At 72.1% G+C, this 3,476-nt stretch carries 3 protein-coding genes; 1 reads left to right on the top strand and 2 read right to left on the bottom strand.

Annotated elements, in window-relative coordinates; genetic code table 11:
* The first annotated feature begins 232 nt into the window (after positions 1 to 232).
* Positions 233 to 1,021, top strand: coding sequence for a transcriptional repressor LexA (gene lexA, locus RIF68_RS31310; RefSeq protein WP_209497163.1), 789 nt, complete (start codon positions 233 to 235; stop codon positions 1,019 to 1,021).
* Between the two features lie 127 nt (positions 1,022 to 1,148).
* Here the strand turns inward: lexA and RIF68_RS31305 are convergent, their stop codons facing one another.
* Together RIF68_RS31305 and RIF68_RS31300 are read right to left on the bottom strand one after the other, a co-directional pair.
* Complete coding sequence (locus tag RIF68_RS31305) at positions 1,149 to 3,122, bottom strand: ATP-dependent DNA helicase (RefSeq protein ID WP_309054644.1); 1,974 nt, start codon at positions 3,120 to 3,122, stop codon at positions 1,149 to 1,151.
* A gap of 37 nt (positions 3,123 to 3,159) precedes the next feature.
* Positions 3,160 to 3,476, bottom strand: a 317-nt coding sequence (locus tag RIF68_RS31300) for an IucA/IucC family C-terminal-domain containing protein (protein ID WP_309054643.1), incomplete at its 5' end; no start/stop codon positions are given.

The raw sequence follows: 3,476 nt of genomic DNA, 5'->3' as shown, positions 1-3,476 counted from the left end.
CGCGGAGGGGGTTCTCGACGCGGGACCGGGGCGGCGCCGAGGGGGCGCGGACCCAGCCGGGAAGGCTACCGTAAGGGCCTGATCGAACCGCGAGCGCGGGGGCACATACACCTCCACATGGGCAGGCGTAAGGCAATCTGCGGATTTTCACTCGAACGTGTGTTTGGCGCAACCTTTCGAAAGCTACTACCGTTGTGCCAGCCAGGGAGACCATTCGAGAGGGGCCGACGACGTGACCACCACCGCAGACAGTGCCACCATCACCGCCCAGGACCGCTCCCAGGGCCGACTCGAGCCGGTGCACGCGATGAACGACACATCCATGAACGGTGAGGAGCCCGGGCGACCCGCCCGCGCCCTCCCCGGACGACCCCCAGGCATCAGGGCCGACAGCTCCGGCCTTACCGACCGGCAGCGCCGGGTCATCGAGGTCATCCGCGACTCGGTCCAGCGGCGGGGCTACCCGCCCTCCATGCGCGAGATCGGCCAGGCGGTGGGCCTCTCCAGCACCTCGTCGGTGGCTCACCAGCTGATGGCGCTGGAGCGCAAGGGCTTCCTCCGCCGCGACCCGCACCGGCCCCGGGCGTACGAGGTCCGCGGCTCCGACCAGCCCAGCACCCAGCCGACGGACACCACCGGCAAGCCCGCGGCCTCCTACGTCCCCCTGGTGGGCCGGATCGCCGCCGGTGGCCCCATCCTGGCCGAGGAGTCCGTCGAGGACGTCTTCCCCCTCCCCCGGCAGCTGGTCGGCGACGGCGAACTCTTCGTGCTCAAGGTCGTCGGCGACTCGATGATCGAAGCGGCCATCTGTGACGGCGACTGGGTCACGGTCCGCCGCCAGCCCGTCGCCGAGAACGGGGACATCGTCGCCGCCATGCTCGACGGCGAGGCCACGGTCAAGCGCTTCAAGCGCGAGGACGGCCACGTCTGGCTGCTGCCGCACAACGCCGCGTACCAGCCCATCCCCGGTGACGAGGCGACCATCCTTGGCAAGGTCGTGGCGGTGCTCCGGCGGGTGTGACCCCTCTCGCCGGCTCTGGCCGGGCCCCGGGACCCACTGCGCCGGTCCCGGGGCCCGCTGTTTCCCCGGCACCCGCCACGGGCCCTTCCCGCCGCCCGGTGGGCGGGAGCGACGGGACCCGGGACCGTCAGACGCCGGCCGCCGCCGAGGCGGCGTCGATCGCCGCCAACGACTTCCGCACCTGATTGCGGTCCGTCGTGTACCAGAAGTCGGGCATCGAGGCCTTGAGGTAGCTGCCGTAGCGGGCGGTGGCCAGCCGGGGATCGAGAACCGCCACCACGCCCCGGTCGCCCGTGGCCCGGACGAGCCGCCCCGCGCCCTGGGCCATCAGCAGGGCCGCGTGCGTGGCCGCCACCGCCATGAAGCCGTTGCCGCCCGCCTCCTCCACCGCCTTCTGCCGCGCGCTCATCAACGGGTCGTCCGGCCGCGGGAACGGGATCTTGTCCATGACGACCAGCTGACAGCTCGGGCCCGGCACGTCCACGCCCTGCCAGAGGGAGAGCGTGCCGAAGAGACAGGTCCGCGGGTCGGCCGCGAAGTTCTTGATCAGCTCGCCCAGGGTGTCCTCGCCCTGGAGCAGGATCGGCAGCTCGGGAATCCGCCCCCGCAGCTCCTCGGCCGCCAGCTGGGCCGCCCGCATCGAGGAGAACAGGCCGAGCGTACGGCCGCCGGCCGCCTGCATCAGCTCGCACAGCTCGTCGATCATGTCGCCCCGGTCCCCGTCCCGCGCCGGGCGGGCCAGGTGCTTGGCGACGTACAGGATGCCCTGCTTCGGGTAATCGAACGGCGAACCGACGTCGAGCCCCTTCCACACCGGCAGGTCGTCCCCCGTGGTGCCCTCGGGGGCGAGGCCGAGCGAGGCCCCCACCCCGTTGAAGTCGCCGCCCAGCTTCAGGGTGGCCGAGGCCAGCACCACCGAGCGCTCGGAGAACAGCTTCTCGCGCAGCAGACCGGAGACGGTCAGCGGCGCCACTCGCAGCGAGGCGCCGAAACGGTCGTGGCGCTCGTACCAGACGACGTCGTACTCGGAGCCCTGGGTGATCCGCTCCGCGACGCCGTGGACGGTCTCCACGGAGGCCATGGCCTGCTTGCGGACCGCGTCCTCGTCCTGCACCGACCGGTCCCGGGTGCTGCCCAGCGCGGTGATCACGGCACGGGCCGCGTCACGCAGCGCCATCAGCGCGTACGCCAGGTCCTCCGGGATCTTCTCCAGGCGGCCCGGCAGCGCCAGCTCCATGACCCGCTCGAAGCCCTCCGCTGCGGTCTGGAGCTGGTCGGCGGTCTTCTCGTCCACGAGCTTGGCCGCCCGGCGCACGGCGCGGTTGACCTGGCCGGGAGTGAGTTCGCCGGTGGCGACCCCGGTCACGCGGGAGACCAGCTCGTGGGCCTCGTCGACGATCAGCACCTCGTGCTGCGGCAGTACGGGCGCGCCCTCGATGGCGTCGATGGCGAGAAGGGCGTGATTGGTCACGACGACGTCCGCGAGCTTGGCCCGCTCACGGGCCGCCTCGGCGAAGCACTCCGCTCCGTACGCGCACTTGCTCGCGCCCAGGCACTCGCGCGAGGAGACGGAGACCTGGGCCCAGGCGCGGTCGGAGACGCCGGGCGTGAGGTCGTCCCGGTCGCCGGTCTCCGTCTCGTCCGACCAGTCCCGCAGCCGCAGCAGGTCCTGTCCCAGCTTGCTGCTGGGCGCCGCCGCCTCGAAGGGGTCGAAGAGGCCGTCCTCCTCGTCCTGCGGGACGCCCTCGTGGAGGCGGTGCAGGCAGAGGTAGTTCGACCGCCCCTTGAGCATGGCGAACTGCGGCCGGCGGCGCAGCTGCGGGTGCAGCGCCTCGACCGTCCGCGGCAGGTCGCGCTCCACGAGCTGGCGCTGGAGCGCCAGGGTGGCGGTGGCCACCACGACGCGCTCCCCGTGGGCCAGGGCCGGTACGAGATAGCCGAGCGACTTTCCCGTACCGGTCCCGGCCTGGACGAGGAGGTGGGAGTTGTCGTCGATGGCCTCGGCCACGGCCTCGGCCATGGCGACCTGGCCGGGCCGCTCCGTGCCGCCGACGGCGGAGACGGCGGCGTGGAGGAGGTCGGGGAGGGATGGCTTCGTCATAGCGCTTCCAGCCTACGGGGCCGCACCGACAGCCCGGTCACCCATGCTCTCGGGCGAGCGGATTGGGCACCGTCCCGTGGACGGCCGCGTGCGGGCGGTCGGGGCGGTCGCGGTAGCCGTCGAGGTGGAGCCGGTTGCGGTTGAGGCAGAGTCGCTCGATCCGCGGGGTGAGGAGATCGAACAGCTCGAACCGTTCCTTCAGCTCAGGGAAGCGGTCCTGGTAGCGGAGGATCTCGGCGCGGACGAGAGCCCAGAAGTCCGCTTCGGGCACGCCGAGTTGCTCCTCGCAGAGCGGTGCGAGGTAGCGGAAGACCCCGACGAACAGCCCCGAATGGATGAACTGGGTGAGGAAGG

The organism is Streptomyces sp. (assembly GCF_031178505.1).
Classification (GTDB): domain Bacteria; phylum Actinomycetota; class Actinomycetes; order Streptomycetales; family Streptomycetaceae; genus Streptomyces; species Streptomyces gulbargensis.
This window is presented reverse-complemented; position numbering and strand designations above follow the sequence as displayed.